The sequence below is a fragment of the Patulibacter minatonensis DSM 18081 genome, assembly GCF_000519325.1.
Taxonomy (GTDB): Bacteria; Actinomycetota; Thermoleophilia; order Solirubrobacterales; family Solirubrobacteraceae; genus Patulibacter; species Patulibacter minatonensis.
On record NZ_KI912613.1, the window covers coordinates 315,449 to 333,410 of the forward strand.

A 17,962-nucleotide genomic window follows, 5' to 3' on the forward strand; every position below is an offset into this window, starting at 1 on the left:
GTGCCGGGCGGATCGGTGCCCCGAGGGTCGGGAGCGCCTCCCACCCGGCGTTCCGGAGCACCGTAGCACGAAAGCGGAGGCGTGTCCTCCATATGGAGTGTGACCCTCCGCATAGTGATCGTGGGCTAGCCTGTCCCTCATGGAGACGACCGCCGACGACCCGGCCGCCCGCCCGCTGCGCCGTGACGCCGAGCGCAACCGGCGTCGCATCCTCGACGCCGCCGCCGAGGTCTTCGCGGATCGGGGCCTGGGCGCGAGCCTCGACGAGATCGCCCAGCACGCCGAGGTCGGCGTGGGGACGGTCTACCGGCGCTTCCCGAACAAGGAGACGCTGATCGACGCGCTGTTCGACGACCAGCTCGACGGCATCGTCGCGATCGCCGAGGAGGGGCTCGCGATCGACGACCCCTGGGGCGGGCTCGAGCACTTCGTCCGCAGCGCGACCGAGCGTCAGGCCGCCAACCGCGGGCTGAAGGAGCTCCTGCTCGGCGCGCGGATGGGCACCTCGACCGGGTGCGCGATGGCCGGGCGCGAGCGGATCGAGCCGCTCGTCCGGCGCCTCGTCGAGCGGGCCCAGGCCGACGGCAGCCTGCGACCGGACGTCGTCACGACCGACATGCCGCTGATCCAGCTGATGGTCGGTGCCCTCGTCGACTACACCCGGGACGTCGACCCCGACGTGTGGCAGCGCCTCTTCACCGTCGTGCTCGACGGCCTCCGGGCGCAGCCGGGCGCCCGCACGCCGATCACCGCCACGCCGCTGGACGACGACGGCCTCACCGCCGCGATGACCGGCTGGCGCCCGCCGCGCGGCTGACGCCGGCCGCCCTCAGCGTCGCGATCGCCAGACGCGGAACGCGTCGACCTGGATCTGCCGCTGCTTCAGGCTGCCGCGGAAGACCGGGCCGGCCCCGGTGACGTACTCGCCCTTCACGGGGTCCCGGGCCGGGCGCAGCGACGCCCGGACGTCGAAGACCGTGATGCCCGGCAGCGTGACGTCGCCGCCGATCGCGACGACGTGCAGGTCGCCGTCCCCGTCGGGGTCGTAGGACTGGATCGACAACACCCGGCCCCGGACGGCCCGACAGCCCATCGGGGACCTGGTGGCCGTGGGGCACGTCGCGTCCCAGCCGCGGGGCGGCGGGGCGACGTCGTCGGTCGTGGCGCCCGGGACCGACCGGGTCGTCGTCGGGGCGCCGGCCGAGGTCGCGGTCGACGGTCTCGTGGCGGGATCCTCGGCCGTCGTCCCGGGCCGCCCGGCCGTCGTCGCGGGCCCCGCGCCGGCGGTCGCGGTGGCGCCCGGCCGCGCGGCGCCCTCCGCGCCGGTCGGCGTCCCGGCGTCGTCGCCGCACCCGGCGACCGCTGCCCCGAGCAGGGCGACGGCGACGACGGCGGCCGTGGTCGGGCGGGGCACACCGGGATCGTGCCGGAACGCCGCCGGTGGTGCGGACGGCGGCCTCCCCCGGGGCCGCTCGGGGAATGCGCACCGATCCTGCACATTCCCCGAGCGGCCGCGCGGCCGGCCGCCCGGGTGGTGGCGGGGGCGTCACGTCGACGTCCCCGTCCGCGGGTGTGCGTGGCTCACCGGGCGAGCCCCGCCCGGTGCGGCGTGCCGCCGGTGGTCCGCGCGATCCGCAGGACGTCGCCGCCGGCCGGGCGGCAGACGCGGACGACGTACGTGTCGGCGCGCAGGACCCGCGGCAGGCGGACCTCCCGCCGGACGCGGTGGGAGCACGCGGCACGCCGCGTGACGCGGATGCGGAGGACCGGGCGGTCCGGTCCGGCGTCGCCGCCGGCCGGCGCCGCGTGCGGCTGCGTCGTCTGGGTGGGCCAGGTCGTCGTCCCGAACATGGGTGCAGCTTCGCCCCGGCCGGTGGGAGCCACCCGAGGCCCCGCTGGGAGGATCCTGAGCGCGCCGAGCGGCAAGGCGCCACGTCTGCGCCCGCCGGAGCGCCCCGACCGCCATCATCCAGGGATGGCCACCCCGCCCCTCGTGCCCGGCGACGTCGTCCGCCGGTCGATCGAGCTCCTCCGCACGCAGTTCGTGCTGCTCTATCCCGTGGCGCTCGTCTTCGGGCTCGTGCAGGCGATGGTCTCCTACGCGCTGATCGACACGGGGGCGGCGGCGCTCGCCCTGGCGGTGTCGATCGTCCTCAACACGCTGATGCTCGGCGTCGTCGTCGCGGCGGTCCACGACGCCGAGACCGGGACGGCGCCCGCGGAGCCGACTCCCGGCCCGCTCTTCCGGCGGATCGCGCCGCTCGCGGACAAGCTGCTGCTGGTGCTGCTGATCACGTTCATCGGCACGATCGGTGGTCTGTTCCTGCTGATCGTCCCCGGCCTGTTCCTGATGACGATCTGGGCCGTCGCGGCACCGGTGGTCGTCGTCGAGCGGACCGGGGCGCTCGCCGCGCTCACCCGCAGCCGCGACCTCGTCGCCCCGCTCTGGCGGCCGGTGCTCGTCACGCTGCTCCTGATGGTGCTGCTCCTGCTGCCCGGGGCGTTCGTCACCCTGGGGGCGCTCCAGCTCGGGGAGGTCGGCGGGTCCTTCGTGCAGGTCCTGTTCGGCGCCTTCGTCACGGTGCTCGGCGGCATCGTCGCCACGGTGCTCTACCTGGGCCTGGTCGCCGCCGAGGCCGGGGCCGCCGCGAGGCGGGCGGAGCCGGTCGCCCAGGACGCCGACGCGTGGACGGGCCCGGTCCGCCCGGAGGCCCGGGCGGACGACGACCCCGTGTCGGTGTGGGGCGGCGGGTCGCGGACCGGTGGGACGTCCGCCGACGCACCCGCGTCGGGCGATGACGGCGGGCGCGGGGACGCCGACGGACCCGGCACCGGGCCGGCCGACGACAGGCCGACCGGCGGTGAGCGGCCCGACGCGGGGTCGCGGTCGTCCGACCGCGACCCCGCGTAGCTCAGCGGTCGATCGAGGACATGTCGGGGTAGCGGTCCCCGGCCGCGGCACCCGTGTCGTCGAGGAGGCGCAGGTCGTCCTCGGAGAGCGCGATGTCGACGGCGCCGGCGTTGTCCTCGAGGTACGTGCGGCGCTTCGTGCCGGGGATCGGCACCACGTCGTCGCCCTGGGCGAGGACCCAGGCGAGCGCGACCTGCGCGGCGGTGGCGTCGTGCTCGCCGGCCAGCCGGTCGACGGCCTCGACGATCGCGATGTTCTGCTCGAGGTTGTCCCCCTGCAGGCGCGGCTGATGACGGCGGAAGTCGCCGTCCTCCAGGTCGTCGAGCGTGCGGATCTTCCCGGTCAGGAACCCGCGGCCCAGCGGGCTGTAGGGGACGAAGCCGATGCCGAGCTCCCGCAGCAGCGGCAGGATCTCGGCCTCGGGGCCGCGCTCCCAGATCGAGTACTCGGTCTGCAGCGCGGAGATCGGGTGGACCGCGTGCGCGCGGCGGATCGTGTCCGGCGCGGCCTCGGACAGCCCGAGGTACCGCACCTTGCCGGCCTGGACGAGCTCGGCCATCGCGCCGACGGTCTCCTCGATCGGCACGGTCTGGTCGACGCGGTGCTGGTAGTAGAGGTCGATGTGGTCGAGCCCCAGCCGCTGCAGCGAGGCGTCGCAGGCGGAGCGCACGTACTCGGGCGACCCGTCGATGCCGCGGAAGCCCTTGTCCTCCGGGTCGCGGACGTTGCCGAACTTCGTGGCGAGGACGACCTGATCCCGGCGGTCGGCGATCGCGCGGCCGACGAGCTCCTCGTTGACGAACGGGCCGTACATGTCGGCGGTGTCCAGGAAGGTCACCCCGAGCTCGAGCGACCGGTGGATCGTGGCGATCGACTCGGTGTCGTCGGTCGCGCCGTAGAACTCCGACATGCCCATGCAGCCGAGGCCGAGGCGGGAGACGCGGAGACCCTGGTCTCCGAGGGCGGTGGTGGTGATGCTGGTCACGGGGTGACGCTCCTCTCGGGCGCGCCCTCGCGGGCACGCTCGCGGTAGATGCCGATCTTGTGCTCGATGGCCTCGAGGTTGCGCCGCGTCTCGTCGAGCTGGCCGAGCACGCGTTCGCGGTGCTCCTCCAACAGCTGCAGCCGGGCGGGCTCGGTGTGCTCGCCGGCCCGGACGAGCGCGGCGTACTCCCGCACCGACCGGATCGGCATGCCGGTGCCGCGCAGCTTCGTGACGAGGCGGATCCAGCCGAGGTCGACGTCGCTGTAGCGCCGGTGGCTGGACGACGCCCGGTCGACGGGCTGCAGCAGGAGCCCCTCGCGCTCGTAGTAGCGCAGGGCGTCCGGCGTCAGCCCGGTCTCCCGGGCGGCGTCGGCGATCGAGTGCCCGCCGGCGCCGGCGATCGCGGGACGTCCGAGGACGCCGTCCTGCGTGTCGGCGGTGGTGGTCGGTGCGGTGGCCATCTCGACCTACGGTAGGACCTGGAGCGCACTCCAGGTCAAGGGCTCAGGACTTCAGCGTCGCCTTCAGCGAGATCTCGGCGTTGCCGCGCAGGACGTTCGAGACGGGGCAGGCCTGCTCCGCGTCGGCGGCGAGCTTCGCGAACTGGTCCTGATCGAGGCCGGGGACGTCGCCGACGACCGTGAGCTCGCTCTTCGTGATCGCGAAGCCCTCGCCGGCCTTGTCGAGGACGACGCGGACGTCGACGTCGAGCTTCGTCGGCGGCGTGTCGTTCTGCGACAGGACGTTGGAGAACGCCATCGCGTAGCACGTGGAGTGCGCCGCGGCGATGAGCTCCTCCGGGTTCGTCTGGGTCTTGTCCTCCTGGTCCGTCCGCTTCGTGAGGCTGACGGGGAACGGCCCACCGGCCTGGGAGCTGACGAACGTGGTGCTGCCGGACCCCTCGGCGGCGGTCCCCTGCCACTCGGTGCTGGCCTTGCGGAATGCGACGGGCATGCTGCTCCTCTGATTGGTTGCGCGAGGAACGAGTACCCCGCGCCCGGGGCGTCATGCGCGGGCCGCCCGGGGGCCGGACAGGGCACCCGGCGCGTGCGGGTCAGAGAGCGGGGGAGCGCCCGGCGCGGATCAGAGCGCCGCGCGGGGGTGCTTCGCGGTGGCCGCCCAGACGATCGCGCCGACGACGAGGCTCACGAGGACCACGGCGGGCCAGGAGTCGATCGCTTTGCCGAGCGGGTGCGACAGCCCGAAGGCGAGGAGGTAGACGGCCACGAGGCCGAGCGCGACCGGCAGTCCGCGGGTCCGGCGCCACTCGAGCCCGCACCAGAGCGCGGCGAGGAACAGCACGATGCCGCCGAGCGGGCGCACGCCCGTGACGTCGGCGACACCGAAGCCGACGATCAGCGACAGCGGGGCGATCAGCCAGGTGGGGTGCGCTCGCGGCATCGGGCCAGGGTAGCTCCGCCGGGCCCGTCGGCGCCGCGCCCCGCCCGGGCGTGCGTGCCGGTCGTCACTCCCGGTGTCCAAGACCGCCTCGCTCCGTTCGGGACCGTCGTCAGAGGCCCCGCCGCGGGGCCTGTCGCATCATGCAGGTGGGTCATGCGCCGGTGGCGCACCCTCTCTCCTCAGGGGCCTCGGCGATCTCGGTCGCCGGGGCCCTGCTCCTTCCCGGGACGCCCCGCCCGCGGCGTCTCAGCCGGCGGCGTCCGCCGCGTGCTCCAGCCGCGCCCGCAGGTCCGTGCCGCGCAGCGGACCCAGGTGCCCCGGCACCACGACCAGCGGGTCGAGCGCGGCCAGCGCGCGGAGGCTCGCGCGGGCGAGGCCCGTGTCCTGGTTGTACGCGGGCAGCGGGAGCGCGGGCTCCTGCGGGCGGCCCCACATGTCGGTCATGTAGAAGGCGTCGGAGACGAGCGCCAGGCGGTCGCGCTCTCGCCACAGGCCGATCTGGCCGGGCGCGTGGCCGGGCAGGTCGATCACCCGGAAGCCGGCGATCTCGTCCCCGGCGGCCACGGTCCCGTCGATGGTCACCGGTCCGCCGTCCCACACGTGGTGCATCACCGCGTGGAAGCGCCGGACCGCGGGCGGCAGGAGCTCCGGGCGCCAGTAGTCGCGGCCGCCGGAACCCTCGGCCTGCGCGACGGCGTCGGCGTGGCAGAGCACCGGGATCGGCCGTTCGCCGCCGGCCGCGCGGATCGCTGGGGCGCCGCCGCGGTGGTCGGTATCGCCGTGCCCGAGCACCACCCGCGAGATCCCGCCCCGTGCCCGTCCGGCCGCGAGGATCGCCGCCGCCATGCCGGCCTCCCCGGAGTCGAGGACGACGACGCCCGGGCCGCCGGGATCGTCGATCAGGACGACGTTCATCGTCCGCGTCAGCCCGCCGCGGAGGAGCTCGACCCCGTCGGCGACGGGCTCGGGCGCGGAGGTCAGCAGGCCGTGGAGCAGCCGCCGCGGGTCGCGGCGACGGACCCGCGGGCGGCCCGGCACGGTCAGATCCGCTCGATCAGGGCGGCCATGCCGAGGCCGCCGGCGACGCACATCGACTCGATGCCGTACCGGGCGTTCTTGGCCTCCAGGCCGTTGATCAGCGTCGTCATGATGCGAGCGCCCGTCATCCCGAACGGATGCCCCAGCGCGATCGCGCCGCCGAACGGGTTCAGCTGCTCGGGGTCGATGCCGAGCTCGTCCATGCACGGCACGATCTGCGCCGCGAACGCCTCGTTGATCTCGACGATGTCGATGTCCTCGATCTTCATGCCCGTCGCCGCCAGCAGCTTCTGGATCGCCGGGATCGGGCCGACGCCCATGATCTCCGGACGCAGGGCGGCGACCGACGTCGCGATGATCCGCGCGCGGGGCGTGAGGCCGAGCTTCTCGGCCTTCTCGGCGCTCATGATCAGCGTCGCCGCCGCGCCGTCGTTCAGCGGACACGCGTTGCCGGCGGTGACCGTGCCGTTCTCGGGGTCGAAGACGGGCTTCAGGCCCGCCAGCTTCTCGACCGTCGTCCCCGGGCGGGGGCCGTCGTCCTGCGAGACGACGGTGCCGTCGGCGAGCGTGAACGGGACGATCTCCTTGTCGAAGTGCCCCGAGTCGCGCGCGGCGACGGCGCGCTGCTGACTCTTGGCGGCCCACGCGTCCTGGGCCTCGCGGGAGACCTTCCACTGCTTCGCGACGTTCTCGGCCGTCAGGCCCATCGGGATGTAGACGTCGCAGAGCGCGCCGTCGGAGCCGTTCAGCTTCGGGTTGAGCTCCCACGGCGACCCCGAGCCGTAGCGGGAGACGGCCTCGACGCCGGCGGCGATGAACTGCTCGCCCTCCCCCGCCTTGATCGCGTGGAACGCGGTGCGGATCGTGTGCAGCGACGACGCGCAGAAGCGGTTGCTCGTCACCCCGGGGACCTCGAACGGCAGGCCCGCCAGGAGGGACGCGGTGCGCGCGATGTTCGAGCTGTGCTCGCCGTCGCCGTTGGCGGCGCCCATGAGGACGTCGACGGTCTCGGCGAAGTCGACCCCCGGGTTGCGCTCGATGAGCGCGCGGATCGGGGCGGCGGCCAGGTCGTCGGCACGGACGTCCTTCAGCGACCCCTTCACGGCACGCCCGATGGGGGTGCGGACGGCGTCGACGATCACGGCTTCGGGCACGGCGGGACTCCTCGGAGAGACGGCTCCGGGCGAGCCTACCGGCCCGCGCTCCCCGACTCCTACCGGCGGTAGATCCGTGCCGTCCGGCCGCTAGGCCCGTGCGTCGCGCAGGACGATCGGACCGGGGCCCGCGGCGGCCGCGCGGTCGTCGGGGTTCGCCAGCGCGCAGCGGTCCAGGGACAGGCAGCCGCACCCGATGCAGTCGGTCATCGCGGACTTCAGGCGCTCGAGCTGGGCGATCTCCTCGTCGACCCGGGTGCGCCAGCGGGCCGACAGGGTCGACCAGTCCGCGCGGGTCGGGGTGCGGTCGCCGGGGAGCGACGCGAGGGTCTCCTCGATCTCGCGCAGGGTCAGGCCGACGCGCTGCGCGAAGACGATGAACGCCAGCCGCCGCAGCACGCTGCGCGGGTAGCGCCGGTGGCCGGAGCCCGCCCGGTCGGACGCGATGAGCCCGCGGGTCTCGTAGTACCGGAGCGCCGTCGCGGCGATGCCGGAGCGCTCCGCGACCTCGCCGATGGTCAGCTGCCGGGACATCGTGGCTCCCGTGCCGCGCAGGGACGCGCCCGCGTCCCTGCGCGGCGGAGGGTCCTCAGGCGGCGAAGCGCTCGGCGACCTTGTTCCAGTCGACGACGTTCCAGAAGGCCTCGAGGTAGGCGGGGCGCTTGTTCTGGTAGGTCAGGTAGTAGGCGTGCTCCCACACGTCGTTGCCCAGGAGCGGGGTCTTGCCCTCGGCCAGCGGGGTGTCCTGGTTGGGGGTCGAGATGACCTCCAGGCCGGAGTCGCCCTTCACGAGCCACACCCAGCCGGACCCGAACCTGGCGACGCCGGCGTCCTGGAACTGCGTCTTGAACGCGTCGAACGAGCCGAACGCGGAGTCGATCGCGGCGGCGAGGTCCCCGGACGGGGTCTGGACGCCGTCGCCCTGCAGGGCCTCCCAGAAGAGGGAGTGGTTGTAGTGGCCGCCGCCGTTGTTGCGGACGGGGCCCTGCTTGTCGGCCGGCAGCGCGCCGAGGTTCGCGACGATCTCCTCGATCGACTTGTCCGCGAACTCGGTGCCCTCCAGCGCGGCGTTGGCCTTGTCGACGTACGCCTGGTGGTGCTTGTCGTGATGGATCTCCATCGTCTTCGCGTCGATGTGGGGCTCGAGCGCGTCGAACGCGAAGGGCAGCGGGGGAACGGAGAACGCCATGGGAGTACCTCGTGGGTCGTGGTGGTCTTGCCGACGCCTACCCGCGGTCGCCGGGGGCGATGCGGTGGGCGGACCGTCCGGTCTCGCCGCTGCCCGGGTCGCCCCGCGGATGCAGCTCGATCGAACTCGAACCCAGTATGCAACTTCGACCTAGGTCGAGGTCAAGGTTTCGTGTCCGGGACCGACGATCAGGGGGCGGCCGGTCGCCGCCGGGCGACGGTCCGGTCGCACGCCGGCTCGTTCAGACCGCCGTCCTCTCGGCCGCGGCCTCGCGCTCGCTGCGGGCGATGCTGTTCAGGAGGCGGATCGCGCCCTTGCGGGCCTCGCGCCGGAAGAGCGGCGGGACGAAGCGCTTGACCGCGTAGGCCACGACGCCCTCGCGGTCGGTGAGGATCAGGAAGCGCCCCTTGGCGACGGCGTCCTGGATCCGCCCGGCGATCACGTCCGCGGGGACGGAGCTCTGGGTCACGAGCTTCTCCATCGTGCGGCGGACCGCCTCGTCGGGCGTACGGAACGAGCCCGCCAGGCCGGTGCGGAAGAACGTCGGGCAGACGACGGAGGTCGTGATACCGGCCGGCTCGAGCTCGCTGCGCAGGGTCTCCGACAGCGAGACCACGCCGGCCTTGACCACGTTGTAGGACGCCATCACCGGCGGGTTCAGGAGCCCGGCGGCCGACGCGATGTTCACGAGGTGCCCGGAGCCCTGCTCCCGGAACAGCGGCACGAACGTGCGGCAGCCGCGGACGACGCCCATGAGGTTGATCTGGAGGATCCAGTCCCAGTCCTCGACCGGCAGGTGCTCGAAGCGCCCGCCCGTCGCCACGCCGGCGTTGTTGACGAGGACGTCGAGCCCGCCCCAGGTGCGCCGCACCCAGGCCTCCGCGGCGCCCCAGTCGTCGTCGGAGCGGACGTCGAGGACGAGCGTCGACAGGCGGTCCGCCGCCCCGCCGGCCGCCGTGATCCCCGCGACGGCGCGGTCGAGCGCGTCCTGGTCGAGATCGGTGAGGAGGACGCGCCAGCCGTCGCGGGCGTAGCGCGTCGCGAGGGCCAGGCCGAGGCCGGACGCCGCGCCGGTGATGAGGATCCGCTGCTCGGTCATGTCGGGCCGATGCTCCCAGACCGCGGGCCTCAGCCGGGCTTGACGCAGTACAGCGTGAGGTTCGCGTCGCCGCGGATCGCGTGGAGCCACCAGAACCGCGCGGCGCGGCGGGCACGGAGGAGGTGCGCACCGCCCGGCCCGTCGCGGAGGGCCCGCTTGGCCTTCCCGAAGCGGGTGGTCGGGACGAACGTGCGGTCGAACGGCTCGTCGAGCATCGCGCGGAGCTTCGGGACCTCGACCGCGAAGCCGGCGGAACGGGTCGCCCGGACGTACTGGTGCATGAGGTAGACGTGCTCGTTGCCCTCGAACTCCGCGACCTCCTCGCCGTGGTCGAGCTTCGGGCGGAGGGGGAACCGCAGCGGCTCGTTGACGATCGTCAGCCGGCCGCCGGGCCTCAGGATCCGGAACAGCTCGCGCAGCGTGCGGTCGAGGTTCTCGCGGTCGTTGTGGTGCAGGACCTCGCAGCAGAAGACGTGGTCGAACGAGGCGTCGGCCAGGGCGGGGGCGTACATCGGGGAGAGCAGGCGCTCGAAGTGGATCCCGTGGCCCTCGAAGTGGATGTCGCCGGCGCCGAGGCCCTGGAGGTCGTTGTCGGCGATGTCGAGCGCGACGACCTCGAGCCCCTCGCGGGCGAAGCGGCTGCTGGCCCAGCAGGTGTTGGACCCGACGTCGAGGATCCGCTGCCCGGGCTCCAGCGGGACGTCGGCGAGCATCCGCTGCATCGCGGCGGCCTGGGCGTTCCAGTAGCCGAGGTCGACGTCGGGCAGCGCGAGGATCCGCTCGGCGTCCCAGCCGTCCGCGCGCATGACGTCCGCGAACCGGGCGAGGCCGTCGGCCTCGCGCTCGACGAACGCCGGCGGATCGGTGAGGAGGTCGACGATCCCGCCGCGGAACGGGCGCTCGAGCGCGCAGGTCGCGCAGCGCAGGGTGCCTTCGCGGACCTCGCGTTCGTCCTCCTCGACGACCTCGAGCCGCAGCGATCGCTCGGACAGGCAGGAGGGGCAACGGAGGATCTCGAGGAAGGACTCACGCACGCCCCGGGACGCTATCGGCCGCCGGGTCGGTCCTGTGCCGGTGCGGGCGCCGGCGCCGGCGTCCTCCGCGGAGGGGGCGACGGACGGCCCGGGAGGCGCGCACCCAACCCGCCCTGCCGACCCATCCCGGACCCGTTTTCGCCGGATTTCACCCCGCGGCCAAGCGCGATGTGACGACGCTGTGTCCGCGGTCCGAACCTGACCGCGGGCCGTGTGACGATGATGGTGCACGGGTAGATGCCCGCGCAACCGGTGCTCGCCCGGGCGCGTAACGATCAGCAGGTCGTCGCGGACGGTCGAGGACCACCACCCTGACCACGGACGGTCAAGCGCCCCTGCGCGGCGTGCCGGTCGTCCTGGTCGACCCCAGACCCCGGAGCCCCTCCGTGAGCACTGCCCAGGCCCTGCCCGCAGACGATCCCGACGACCACGCCGGCGGCCCGCCCGCGGGCGGCGTCCGTCGCCTCCCCACCCCCGCCGAGGCGCTCCGCGCGCCGCTCCCGGCGTCCCCGGTCGACGCCCTGCGCGCCGTCCGGGAGCGCACCCGGATCCTCGTCGACGGCCTGACGCGCGAGGAGCTCGAGGAGCAGCTCGACCCGCTGATGAGCCCGCTGGTCTGGGACCTGGCGCACATCGCCGCCTACGAGGACCTCTGGCTCGTGCACCGCCACGGCGACCGGCCGCTGCTGCACCCCGAGCTCGCCGACCTCTACGACGCGTTCGAGACGCCGCGACAGGCGCGCGGCGACCTCGAGCTGCTCGACGTCCCGCAGGCCTGGGACTACCTCGACGACGTGCGCGCCCGGGTCCTCGAGGTCGCGGAGGAGCGCGGCGTCGACGACGAGCTGTTCGAGATGGTGCTGCAGCACGAGATGCAGCACACCGAGACGATGCTCCAGACGATGCGCCTCGGCGGCCTGACGTCGTGGCTCGGCGGGCTGCCGGGCGGCACCGGTACGTCGACGAGCACGACCGGCGAGGCCGCGCTGCACGCCGGCGCGGGTCAGGGCGGCCCGGCGGCCGGCTCGGACGCGCCGTCGACCGCCATGCGGCCGATCTCCGCCGCGGCCCGGTCCCGCGCCGAGGTCCTCGGGGGCACGCTCCTGCGGGTCCCGGGCGGCGACACGCAGGTCGGCGCCGCCCCGGACGTCTTCTCCTACGACAACGAGCGCCCGCGCCACGCCCGGACCGTCGCGGCGTTCCGGATCGCCCCGCGGCCGGTCACCGTCTCGCAGTGGGACGCGTTCGTCGCCGACGGCGGCACCCGCGACCAGCGCTTCTGGAGCGACGCCGGCTGGGCGTGGCGCGCCGGCGGCGCCGGCAGCGGCGTGGGCGACGCGACGGGCGACGGTGCCACCGGCGGGAATCCGGCCGCGGGCGCCCGAGGCGCCGAGGCCTCGGTCGCGTCGGTGGCGGACGACGTCGTCTGCCACCTGAACGCCTTCCAGGCCGAGGCCTTCGCCGCCTGGGCCGGCCTGCGACTCCCGACCGAGGCCGAGTGGGAGCACGCCGCGGCCGCCGGGATCCTGCAGGACGTCGGCGTCGTCTGGGAGTGGACGTCGACCACGTTCCACGGCTACCCGGGCTTCCGGCCGCACCCGTACAAGGAGTACTCCGAGGTCTTCTTCGACCGCGGGTACCGCGCCCTCCGCGGCGGCTCCTTCGCCGCCCACCCCCGCGTCGCCACCACCACGTTCCGCAACTGGGACCTGCCCGAGCGCCGCCAGATCTTCGCGGGCGTCCGGCTCGCCGCCGACGTCGCACCGACCGGCCGGGAGGCCTCCGCATGAGCACCACCGACCAGTCCCCCGCCGAGCTCGTCCAGGTCACGGTCGCCGACGCCGACCCGGCGCCGCGCACGCTCGCCCACGACGTCCACGACGGGCTGACGCAGCCGTTCAAGCAGCTGCCGCCGAAGCACCTCTACGACGACCACGGGTCCGAGCTCTTCCACGCGATCTGCGACCTGCCCGAGTACTACCCGACGCGCACCGAGCGGGCGATCCTCGTCGAGCGGGCCGAGGAGCTCGCGCAGCGCACCGGCGCGGTCGACCTCGTCGAGCTCGGCTCCGGCTACGCGACGAAGACGGGCGTGCTGCTCGAGGCGCTGAAGGCCCACGGCACGCTGCAGCGCTTCGTCCCCCTCGACGTCTCCGCGCCCACCGTCCACCACTGCGCGAACGAGGCCGCCCGCGACTTCGGGGTCCCCGTCCACGGCATCGTCGGCGACTTCGAGCGGGACCTCGGCCTGATCCCCGGCCCGATCGGCCCGCGGATCGTCGCGATCCTCGGCGGCACGCTCGGCAACCTCCAGGCCGGCTCGCGCCGCCACTTCCTGAGCCGCCTGCGCGGCCTGCTCGACGAGGACTCCCGCCTCGTGATCGGGATCGACCTCGTGAAGGACCCCGCGGTCATCGAGCTCGCCTACAACGACGCCGCCGGCGTCACGAGCGCGTTCAACCGCAACGTCCTGACCGTGATCAACCGCGAGCTCGGCGGGGACTTCCCGGTCGACGAGTACGAGCACGTCGCGTTCTTCGACCACGAGAACGAGTGGATCGACATCCGCCTGCGCGCCGTCCGCGACCACGTCGTCCGGATCGACGCGCTGGACCTCACCGTCGAGTTCGCGGCCCGTGAGGAGCTCCGGACCGAGATCTCCTCGAAGTTCACCCGCGAGCGGATCGCCGCGGACCTCGCGGCCGCGGGGCTGGAGCTGGAGGACCTCCTCACCGACGCGGACGGGCTCTTCGGCCTGGCGCTCGCGAAGGTGGCCTGAGCCCCCGGCCTACGGATCGACCGCGTCGGGCTCCGCCCTGGTGCCCGGCGTCGAGCGCTGGCCCGGCGTCGTCGACGGCGCCGTCTCGGTGGTCGGCGTGGTCGTGGGGGTCGTCACCGTCTCGGTGACGGTGGGCGGGGCCTCCTCCGTCACCGTCGTCGTCGGCGTCGTCCCGGTGGTCGCCGTCTCGGTCGGCTGGGTCACGGTCGTGACGGCGTCCGTCGGCACCTGCTGGATCACCGTCGTGGTGGTCGCGGGCGTCGCCTGCTTCTTCGAGGGCGTGTTCCCGCCGCGGAAGATGGTGGTGCTGCTCTTGCCGGCGATGACCTCCGGCACGGTGATCAGCACCGCGGCGACGACGAAGCCGAGGATGCCCGTGATCGCCGCGATCTGCCAGCGACGGCGGTTGCGCTGCCGGACGGCGTGGACCGTGACCGGATCGACGCCCGTCGCCCCCGGACCCTGCGGGCCGAGCGCCGGCGTCACCTGCGTCGGCTGCTCGGATCCCGGCAGGCGGTGCACGCGGGTCGGGTCCTCGTCGGGGGCCGACAGGTCGTAGCGCGGGTCGCCCGCGAGCGGCCGACGGGTCAGGGGGAGCGCGGCGGGCAGCGCGGAGGTCACGACGTCGGTCGGCTTGGCGAGGGCCTCGCGGAAGAGCGCGACCGCGACGGGCGTGAACGCCGCCGACGCGAGGGTCCCGGGCGCCCACACCTTCGAACAGATGAACGCGGCCAGCGCGGACGCCGCCGCGGTGATGATCAGCGTCTTGAGGTCGAGACCGCCGGCCGCCGCGGGAGCGGGCTGGGGCGGGTTCGCGACCGGCTGGACGCGGGTGGGCTGGTCGTGCGGAGAGGCCATGGGGGAGGTGCGAGGGGCGCGGCCTGCGCCCCTGCGTTGGTTCTAGCGCACCGCGCCCGGACGTGGAGCGATCGATCTCACGGGGACGGCTCAGCCTCCTCGGACACGGGCGATCCGCCGCCGCCGCGCGCCCGGGGGCCCGCTACGTTGACGCGATGACCGACCCGTCGAGCACCCGTTCCTGGCCGCACCCGGACGTCGTCTCCGACCTCACGGCCCTGCGCTCGGCGTCGCCGCTGACCCATTGCATCACGAACGTCGTCGTCTCGAACGTCACCGCCAACGTCCTGCTCGCGACGGGCGCCTCCCCCGCGATGGTCCACGCCCCCGAGGAGGCCGCTGACCTGGCGCGGATCGCCGGTGGGTTGCTGGTCAACCTGGGGACGGTCACCGCGGAGCAGGGCCGCGCCGCGCACGTCGCGGTGGCCGCGGCGAACGAGGCCGGGGTGCCCTGGGTGCTCGATCCCGTCGCCGTCGGCCCGCTGCCGATGCGCACGGCGCTGGCGCACGAGCTGCTCGCGCTCCGGCCGGCCGTCATCCGCGGCAACGCGTCCGAGGTCCTCGCGCTCGCCGGCGGCGCGGGCGGTCGCGGCGTCGACGCGACCACGGGCCCGGAGGCCGCGATCGGGGCCGCCGAGGAGCTCGCCCGCACGACCGGCGCGGTGGTCGCGATCAGCGGACCGGTCGACCACGTCGTGTCCGGCGACGGGATCCTCCGGGTGCCGGGCGGCGACGAGCTCCTCACCCGCGTGACCGGTGCCGGGTGCGCCCTCGGGGCCCTGGTCGCGGCGTTCCTGGCGGTCGCGCCCGACCCGGTCCGCGCCGCGACGGCCGCCCACGCCGTCCTGGCCGTCGCCGCGGAGCGGGCGTCGAGCGCCTCGCGCGGTCCCGGATCGTTCGCCGTCGGGCTGCTGGACGAGCTCTCCCGCCTCGAGACCCACGGGCACTGAGCGCCGGACCGCGCCGCGCGGCGCGGCGGATCCTGTGAAGGTCCAGGGATGACCGACGGACAGATCGTGGCGCTCCTGCAGGGCCTCGCCGAAGCAGAGACGCACCCGATCCCGACCCCCGAGAAGTGCGAGCGCCTCCGCCGCGACAGCGTGCTGCCCAAGCAGCAGGCCGAGGTCGACGACTTCGTGACGCGCAAGGGCGGCAGCGTCGAGACCGCCTCGACGCCCGGCTACAAGGGCGGTCCGGCGACCGACGTCGAGTACTACATCATCCCCACGAAGGCGATCTTCCGCACCTGACGCGGGCGGGCCACGCCCGCCTCCCGCGCGCTGACCTCGGCTCGTGGCACTCCGGTCGACGGCGTCCACACCCCGTCGCCCCCCGCGCGACGGGTCGGTCGGTTGGGACCGGCGTCGAATCCGCCGGGGCGATTCCTCGCCCGGCGGTCAGCCGGGACGCCGCCGCCGCGCTCGACACTGACGCATGCCCGTCGTCACCACCCGCCTCGCCCTCGTCCGCACCGCCCGCTGGCGCCCCGAGTACGAGCTGCGCGAGGGTGGCCGACCACTGGGCCGCCTGCTCTGGGGCGGCACGACGCCGGGCGTGGCCGAGGCCACGGTCGGCGACCGCGTCTGGACCCTGCGGCCCGGCATCGGCTGCGCCGCCGTCGACGCGACCGCGGCGGACGGCCGGATCGGCGCGAGCCTGAGGGACGGCGCGATCACCCTGGGCGACGATCCCCGCCCCGCGGTGGTCTGGCGCCGCAACCGCACGAAGGGCACCTGCGCGGAGCTCGAGGCCCCGGGGTGCACCGCCACGATGCGCGTCCGCCGGCGCACCGTCCCGGGCTTCGACGTCGCGATCGACGGCGACCTCGTGGAGCGGGAGCTGCTCCTCCTCCTGGCGGGATACGACCTGCTGCGCTGAGGGAGGACGTACGGGCCCCGGGTCCGTGCCGCCCGGGGCCCGGTCCGCGTCAGTCGCGCAGCAGCGGGAGGCGGACGACGAACGACGCGCCGCCGTCCGCGGCGTTCGCCGCGCGGACCTCGCCGTCGTGGGCGTCCACGATCGCCGCGACGATCGCCAGGCCCAGGCCGGCGCCGCTCTTGCCGCGCGTCCGGCCGCCCTCCGCCCGCCAGAAGCGGCCGAAGATCGCCTGCGGGTCCTCCGACGGGAGGCCCTGGCCGTGGTCGCGGACCTCGATCTCCACGTGCGTCGCGTCGGTCGTCGTCGTCACCTCCACCGGCGTCCCGCCCGGCGTGTGGACGAGCGCGTTGCGGACGAGGTTCGTCAGCACCTGACGGAGCTGGCCGTCGTCCCCCCGGACCACCGCCTCCCCCGCCCCGGCGGTCGTGATCGGCCGGGCCGGGTCGATCGCCCGGGCGTCCTCGGCGGCGTCCTCCGCGATCAGCGCCACGTCGACCGGCGCGTGCGCCTTCTCCGGCGCCTCGTCCAGGCGCGCGAGCACGAGCAGGTCCTCGACGAGCACGCCCATCCGCGCGGCCTCGTCCTCGATCCTCCCCATCGCCTTCTTCAGGTCTTCGGGATCCTTGACCGCACCGACGCGGAAGAGCTCGGCGTAGCCGCGGATCGACGCCAGCGGCGTGCGGAGCTCGTGGGAGGCGTCCGACAGGAACTGCCGCAGCCGGCCCTCGCTGGCCTCGCGCTCGGCGAACGCGGACTCCAGGCGCCCGAGCATGCCGTTCAGCGCGAGGCCCAGGCGCCCGACCTCGGTCTTGTGGTTCGCGTCCTGGACGCGGTGGTCGAGATCGCCGGCGGCGATCACGCCCGCCGTGGTGGCCATGCGGTCGAGGGGCCGCAGTCCGATCCGGACGAGCACCCACGAGAGGCCGGTCAGGAGCGCCAGGGCGATCGCGATGACGATCGCCTCGGTGCGGAGCAGGCGGTCGAGGGTGTCGTCGACGTCGGTCAGCGGGACGGCGACGACGACGAAGCCGTCGGCCAGGGCGGCACGGACGGCGGAGGTGCCGCCGGCGGAGGTGCTCGTCTGCAGGCCGGTCGATCCGCCGGCGGCGCCGCGGCCCGACGGGTTCCCGGGCCCGCCGGGAGAGCCGGGCCGGTCGCGGGCGACCGTCCGGACGCGGTAGCGCACGCCGTCGTCGCCCTTCGAGCTCGCGGTGAACGTGCGCCCGGCGCTCAGGGTCCTCGGGAGGACCGGTGCGGCGAGGTAGGCGGCACCCAGCGACGGCCGCGACCGCGCGACCTTGCCGACCTTCTCCCCCGTCGCCGAGCGCAGTTCCCCGTACGCGCCGGGGACGAGATCGTTGCCGTCGTCGCCGCCCCCGCCCGGGCCGGGTCCGGCGGCGCCGGGGCCGCCGACCGGCGGGGCGCCCGGAGGACGGTTCGCCCCGCCCGTCCGGCCCAGGGCGTCGTTCTGGACCGCCAGGCGGCGGCCGACGCCCTGCTCGGCCGCGCGCAGCTGGCCGTCGACCTGGTCGAGCAGCGCGCCGCGCTGGCTCGTGTACGTGACGGCGGCCAGCGCGATCATCGCCCCCGCCGTGAGGACGAAGACGAGCGCGATCAGCCGGACGCGGAGCGTCAC

Annotated in this window: 21 protein-coding genes; 7 read left to right on the forward strand and 14 right to left on the reverse strand. The window is 74.7% G+C overall.

The genetic code is table 11. From position 1 onward, the window contains the following. Window positions 1-139: 139 nt before the first annotated feature. Window positions 140-817, forward strand: a complete 678-nt coding sequence (locus PATMI_RS0101605; RefSeq protein ID WP_026909597.1) for a TetR/AcrR family transcriptional regulator — start codon at window positions 140-142, stop codon at window positions 815-817. A 12-nt stretch (window positions 818-829) separates the two neighbouring features. On the opposite strand, the gene PATMI_RS0101610 is transcribed toward PATMI_RS0101605, so the two are convergent. Both PATMI_RS0101610 and PATMI_RS0101615 read right to left on the reverse strand, forming a co-directional pair. Further along, a complete protein-coding gene (locus PATMI_RS0101610; protein ID WP_026909598.1) occupies window positions 830-1,414 on the reverse strand; it encodes a hypothetical protein in 585 nt (194 codons plus the stop codon). Between the two features lie 167 nt (window positions 1,415-1,581). After that, window positions 1,582-1,851 (reverse strand): hypothetical protein, encoded by a 270-nt coding sequence (locus PATMI_RS0101615; RefSeq protein ID WP_026909599.1) that lies wholly within the window; start codon window positions 1,849-1,851, stop codon window positions 1,582-1,584. A gap of 124 nt (window positions 1,852-1,975) precedes the next feature. Here PATMI_RS0101615 and PATMI_RS33615 point away from each other — a divergent pair, with 124 nt between their 5' ends. Continuing rightward, a complete protein-coding gene (locus PATMI_RS33615) occupies window positions 1,976-2,911 on the forward strand; it encodes a hypothetical protein (RefSeq protein WP_026909600.1) in 936 nt (311 codons plus the stop codon). Between the two features lies 1 nt (window position 2,912). On the opposite strand, the gene PATMI_RS0101625 is transcribed toward PATMI_RS33615, so the two are convergent. The 10 genes from PATMI_RS0101625 to PATMI_RS0101670 form a co-directional block, all read right to left on the reverse strand. Beyond that, entirely contained in the window at window positions 2,913-3,887 is a 975-nt protein-coding gene (locus tag PATMI_RS0101625; protein ID WP_026909601.1) for an aldo/keto reductase, read from the reverse strand. A gap of 5 nt (window positions 3,888-3,892) precedes the next feature. Continuing rightward, a complete protein-coding gene (locus PATMI_RS0101630; protein ID WP_084269477.1) occupies window positions 3,893-4,357 on the reverse strand; it encodes a MerR family transcriptional regulator in 465 nt (154 codons plus the stop codon). A 43-nt stretch (window positions 4,358-4,400) separates the two neighbouring features. Continuing rightward, window positions 4,401-4,850, reverse strand: a complete 450-nt coding sequence (locus tag PATMI_RS0101635) for an OsmC family peroxiredoxin (protein ID WP_026909603.1) — start codon at window positions 4,848-4,850, stop codon at window positions 4,401-4,403. A gap of 129 nt (window positions 4,851-4,979) precedes the next feature. Then, the gene (locus tag PATMI_RS0101640) at window positions 4,980-5,297 is read right to left on the reverse strand and encodes a hypothetical protein (RefSeq protein ID WP_026909604.1); all 318 of its coding nucleotides are present in this window, start codon (window positions 5,295-5,297) and stop codon (window positions 4,980-4,982) included. A 246-nt stretch (window positions 5,298-5,543) separates the two neighbouring features. Then, window positions 5,544-6,335, reverse strand: coding sequence for an MBL fold metallo-hydrolase (locus tag PATMI_RS0101645; RefSeq protein WP_026909605.1), 792 nt, complete (start codon window positions 6,333-6,335; stop codon window positions 5,544-5,546). Window positions 6,336-6,337: 2 nt separating this feature from the next. Next, window positions 6,338-7,489: an acetyl-CoA C-acyltransferase gene (locus PATMI_RS0101650; RefSeq protein WP_026909606.1), complete on the reverse strand. Its 1,152-nt coding sequence runs from the start codon at window positions 7,487-7,489 to the stop codon at window positions 6,338-6,340. A 90-nt stretch (window positions 7,490-7,579) separates the two neighbouring features. Beyond that, a complete protein-coding gene (gene soxR, locus PATMI_RS0101655; RefSeq protein WP_026909607.1) occupies window positions 7,580-8,023 on the reverse strand; it encodes a redox-sensitive transcriptional activator SoxR in 444 nt (147 codons plus the stop codon). Window positions 8,024-8,078: 55 nt separating this feature from the next. Beyond that, window positions 8,079-8,678: a superoxide dismutase gene (locus PATMI_RS0101660; RefSeq protein WP_026909608.1), complete on the reverse strand. Its 600-nt coding sequence runs from the start codon at window positions 8,676-8,678 to the stop codon at window positions 8,079-8,081. A 241-nt stretch (window positions 8,679-8,919) separates the two neighbouring features. After that, complete coding sequence (locus tag PATMI_RS0101665) at window positions 8,920-9,777, reverse strand: SDR family oxidoreductase (protein ID WP_026909609.1); 858 nt, start codon at window positions 9,775-9,777, stop codon at window positions 8,920-8,922. 29 nt (window positions 9,778-9,806) lie between these two features. Continuing rightward, a complete protein-coding gene (locus PATMI_RS0101670; RefSeq protein WP_026909610.1) occupies window positions 9,807-10,811 on the reverse strand; it encodes a class I SAM-dependent methyltransferase in 1,005 nt (334 codons plus the stop codon). Between the two features lie 386 nt (window positions 10,812-11,197). Here PATMI_RS0101670 and PATMI_RS0101675 point away from each other — a divergent pair, with 386 nt between their 5' ends. After that, window positions 11,198-12,601, forward strand: a complete 1,404-nt coding sequence (locus PATMI_RS0101675; RefSeq protein WP_211241681.1) for an SUMF1/EgtB/PvdO family nonheme iron enzyme — start codon at window positions 11,198-11,200, stop codon at window positions 12,599-12,601. After that, window positions 12,598-13,590, forward strand: a complete 993-nt coding sequence (egtD, locus tag PATMI_RS0101680) for an L-histidine N(alpha)-methyltransferase (RefSeq protein ID WP_026909612.1) — start codon at window positions 12,598-12,600, stop codon at window positions 13,588-13,590. The genes PATMI_RS0101675 and egtD overlap by 4 nt, the downstream gene beginning before the upstream one ends. 9 nt (window positions 13,591-13,599) lie before the next feature. On the opposite strand, the gene PATMI_RS0101685 is transcribed toward egtD, so the two are convergent. Then, window positions 13,600-14,448, reverse strand: coding sequence for a hypothetical protein (locus tag PATMI_RS0101685; RefSeq protein ID WP_026909613.1), 849 nt, complete (start codon window positions 14,446-14,448; stop codon window positions 13,600-13,602). Between the two features lie 155 nt (window positions 14,449-14,603). Here PATMI_RS0101685 and thiM point away from each other — a divergent pair, with 155 nt between their 5' ends. From thiM to PATMI_RS0101700, 3 genes are all read left to right on the forward strand, one after another. After that, window positions 14,604-15,398: a hydroxyethylthiazole kinase gene (thiM, locus tag PATMI_RS0101690; protein ID WP_026909614.1), complete on the forward strand. Its 795-nt coding sequence runs from the start codon at window positions 14,604-14,606 to the stop codon at window positions 15,396-15,398. A gap of 48 nt (window positions 15,399-15,446) precedes the next feature. Beyond that, on the forward strand, window positions 15,447-15,698 hold the full coding sequence (locus PATMI_RS0101695) for a hypothetical protein (RefSeq protein ID WP_026909615.1): 252 nt from the start codon (window positions 15,447-15,449) through the stop codon (window positions 15,696-15,698). A gap of 184 nt (window positions 15,699-15,882) precedes the next feature. Next, complete coding sequence (locus PATMI_RS0101700; protein WP_026909616.1) at window positions 15,883-16,326, forward strand: hypothetical protein; 444 nt, start codon at window positions 15,883-15,885, stop codon at window positions 16,324-16,326. Window positions 16,327-16,375: 49 nt separating this feature from the next. Here PATMI_RS0101700 and PATMI_RS0101705 read toward each other — a convergent pair whose 3' ends face one another. Continuing rightward, window positions 16,376-17,962 (reverse strand): sensor histidine kinase, encoded by a 1,587-nt coding sequence (locus PATMI_RS0101705; protein ID WP_026909617.1) that lies wholly within the window; start codon window positions 17,960-17,962, stop codon window positions 16,376-16,378.